The 2,858-nt window shown below is 55.4% G+C and carries 4 protein-coding genes; all 4 read left to right on the top strand.

Annotation, left to right across the window (positions count from 1 at the left end; genetic code table 11):
* Nucleotides 1–514 precede the first annotated feature (514 nt).
* Genes B7449_RS16725 through B7449_RS16710 form a run of 4 tightly spaced genes read left to right on the top strand, consistent with a single transcriptional unit; the run spans nt 515 to nt 2,818 of the window.
* Nucleotides 515–1,594, top strand: a complete 1,080-nt coding sequence (locus B7449_RS16725) for an aromatic ring-hydroxylating oxygenase subunit alpha (protein ID WP_048883869.1) — start codon at nt 515–517, stop codon at nt 1,592–1,594.
* Between the two features lie 44 nt (nt 1,595–1,638).
* Nucleotides 1,639–1,941 carry a hypothetical protein gene (locus B7449_RS16720; RefSeq protein ID WP_036759098.1) on the top strand — a complete coding sequence of 101 codons (303 nt, stop codon included), beginning with the start codon at nt 1,639–1,641 and terminating at the stop codon, nt 1,939–1,941.
* Nucleotides 1,942–1,998: 57 nt separating this feature from the next.
* On the top strand, nt 1,999–2,343 hold the full coding sequence (locus tag B7449_RS16715; protein WP_039998263.1) for a hypothetical protein: 345 nt from the start codon (nt 1,999–2,001) through the stop codon (nt 2,341–2,343).
* A complete protein-coding gene (locus B7449_RS16710; protein ID WP_197603276.1) occupies nt 2,336–2,818 on the top strand; it encodes a VOC family protein in 483 nt (160 codons plus the stop codon). The genes B7449_RS16715 and B7449_RS16710 overlap by 8 nt, the downstream gene beginning before the upstream one ends.
* Nucleotides 2,819–2,858: the final 40 nt, after the last annotated feature.

Genomic DNA, 2,858 nt, shown 5'->3' with positions numbered 1-2,858 from the left:
TTCGTCTCCGCCATCATTGGAATTAACTGACGACACACCCTAGCGAAGCCTCGACAGGGAGGATCGAGGCTTCGCCACGTCCGGCAGAGATTGTAGACGCCGGACGTGTCTTATTGGACAGGGTAATAGTAAGGTCATTCACCGTCGAAAGGAGACAGTTTATCTGGACCTAATGTACAGAAATTTGTACGACGCATTGCTCTTGTACACCGAGGTGGGATTTCTAGGGCAAGGTTTCTGGTGCGTTCCCTTGCGCTATATTGTCAGTTCACCCCAGCAGGCCCATGGCCGAATTGGACAAAGCACTTTTGCTTGAAACCCGTCTTGTTTGTAAGACGACGGGCGTGAACAAAGCGTCTGGGAAAATGCGCCGTACGCTATACGACCACGTCAGATAGATCATGTTGCGGATTTTAGACACCCTGTTCACATATAAACTCTATGTAACAGCGACATGTCGGGCTGATACTACCGCTCTATTCTATGCAGCAAAAGCTACAGAAGGAATGCCGGTATGGGCGTACGTCCGTTGATCGAGAACATGGAATTTCTCCGCCACTTTTGGCATCCGGTCGCGACTCTTGACGAGTTCGAGAAGGCCGACCCGCTGGGCAATGGCCCTATGGCTGTCACCTTACTTGACGAGAAGGTCGTTCTTGCTCGTCTCGACGGCAAGATGGTCGCAATGAAAGACCAATGCGTCCACCGCTCGGCCAAGCTGTCCGGCGGAAAGGTCCAAGGCGACCAACTCCAGTGTCCGTACCACGGATGGATGTACAATGCCGAGGGCAAGTGCACCCACATGCCGGCATGCCCGACGCAAAAGATTTCCTCCCGCGCCAAGGTGGCAAGCTATGAATGCGAAATGAAGTACGGCCTGATATGGGTCCGTTTGGATAGCTCGTGGAACGTGACGGAAATCCCGTATTTCAGCGTCGCTGATGACCCGAGGATGAAGATTGTCGTGCAGGAACCCTACTGGTGGAATGCCAGCGCACCGCGCCGCTGGGAAAACTTCACGGACTTTTCGCACTTCGCGTTCGTTCACCCCGGCACTCTGTTCGATCCGAACAACGCCGAGCCGCCCATCGTGCCGATCGATCGCGTGAAGGGCCAGCTGCGCTTTGTCTATGACACGCCCCCGGGCATGGATGTTCCCGATCAGGCACCCATCGGCAACTTCACCTACCACTGCAGTATGCCGTTCACGATCAACCTGGCCGTTCAAAAATATGTGGGGAAGAACCTTCACGTCCTCTTCAACGTGTCCTGCCCGGTGAACGCGAAGCAAACGAAGAACTTCCTGATCTTCGCCCGCGAGAAGAGCTTGAACGATTCGGATCATCCCCACATCGCCTTCAACGACCTGGTCTTTGCCGAGGACCAGCCGGTCATTGAATCGCAGTGGCCAGAAGAGATTTACGACGACGAACTGTCGGTCGTGACCGACAAGATCTCGATACAGTACAGGAAATGGATCAAGGAACTGGAAAACGCCCACGCGCAGGGCAAGGAGGCTTTCGAGAAGGCTCTCCTGACGCCGGTTCTTGAAAGCGACCGGATGCACCCTGAACTGCATGCGGTCGCGGGCTGACGCTCGGCCGGATTTCAGGAGATATCCCAGTGTCAGTCCATTTCATGACCAGTTCTCCCGATGCGCTGCTTCGGGAGTTCAACCGGAGAATTGTCCAGGAAGAAGCGTGGGGGAAGGCGGAAGGCTGGATGCTGAAGGGTGATACCTCCTACCAGCATTCCGAAGACGTGTCGGATATCGGCGCAATGCTTGTGCCAAGCGTCGATGCGGGCACGTTGACCTTCGAACTTCATGCCGACGGCGGCAAAGGCATCCCACCTGACGTGGTCAAGCTGTACTACACGAGGCTGGTGGAAACCTTCCTCCGGTGGATGGACGTGCGCTTTGATGAGGTTCGACTGAATTGAGCAGTCACGAAACCTGTCAGGCGGATAGATTTGGAACGGAAAGGAAGAAAGTTGGCCTTGTATGTGAACACCGCCGAACCGAAGAAGGCACTTAGGGCCTTCAACGCGTCGGTCGGCAATATCGATCAACCTCATGACGGCGCAAGATGGCTGCGACCGAAGAACTCGGACTACTTCACGCATGCGGACCCGGAATGGGCCTACAAGTCCTGGGTGCTGCCCAGTGTCCGCCAAGGATCGCTGATGTTCAACATCATCAGACCCGAGGACCGCTATGTTTCAGTGAAAGCCTATGCCGCCTATCACGCCGAGCTTGTCGGGACGCTGATGGATGCGGGACTGGCGGCCCCCCTGGACATAAAGATGTCGTCTCGATGCGCCGACGGCGACCTCAATGCCTGATCTCAAGAGGAGCGTGGACACACCGATGGCCAGTGCAGACAAGTTCCAGCCTATGCACAACATCTTTTGCGATGATGTGGAGAAACAGAAACAATTTTACGCTGCAATCCTGGGTTGGGACGACATTCCCGATGCCTCTTCGCCGATCTACCGGGTTCTGCAAGGCAACGGCTTCCAGCTGGCCTTCAACGGTGTCCCGGCCTATGAGCTTCTGGGCCTGAAGGATCGTGAGAGACGCAGGACACCAACATCCAGCACCGGCACGATGGTGACGTTCGTGGTTGAAGACTGGGCAACGGTAGATGAGATCGCGCACAAGGTGCCCGAGCTTGGCGGGTCGATCGTCAAGGGGCCGTTTGCAACCTATTACGGGCAATGGCAGTTGGTCTTCAACGATCCGGAGTTCAACATCGCGCGCATCACAGCCATGACCATTCCCGAGGGTGCCGAAATTCCAGTTGTCAACTTCGACTAGGGTGTGTCGTCAGTTAATTCCAATGATGGCGGAGACGAAT

The sequence above is a fragment of the Komagataeibacter intermedius TF2 genome, assembly GCF_000964425.1.
Taxonomy (GTDB): Bacteria; Pseudomonadota; Alphaproteobacteria; order Acetobacterales; family Acetobacteraceae; genus Komagataeibacter; species Komagataeibacter intermedius.
This window is presented reverse-complemented; position numbering and strand designations above follow the sequence as displayed.

Excerpts from the sequence above, each read along its gene's own strand:
- B7449_RS16720 (WP_036759098.1), top strand. The coding sequence starts at position 1,639 with ATGACCAGTTCTCCCGATGCGCTGCTTCGGGAGTTCAACCGGAGAATT.
- B7449_RS16710 (WP_197603276.1), top strand. The coding sequence starts at position 2,336 with ATGCCTGATCTCAAGAGGAGCGTGGACACACCGATGGCCAGTGCAGAC.
- B7449_RS16725 (WP_048883869.1), top strand. The coding sequence starts at position 515 with ATGGGCGTACGTCCGTTGATCGAGAACATGGAATTTCTCCGCCACTTT.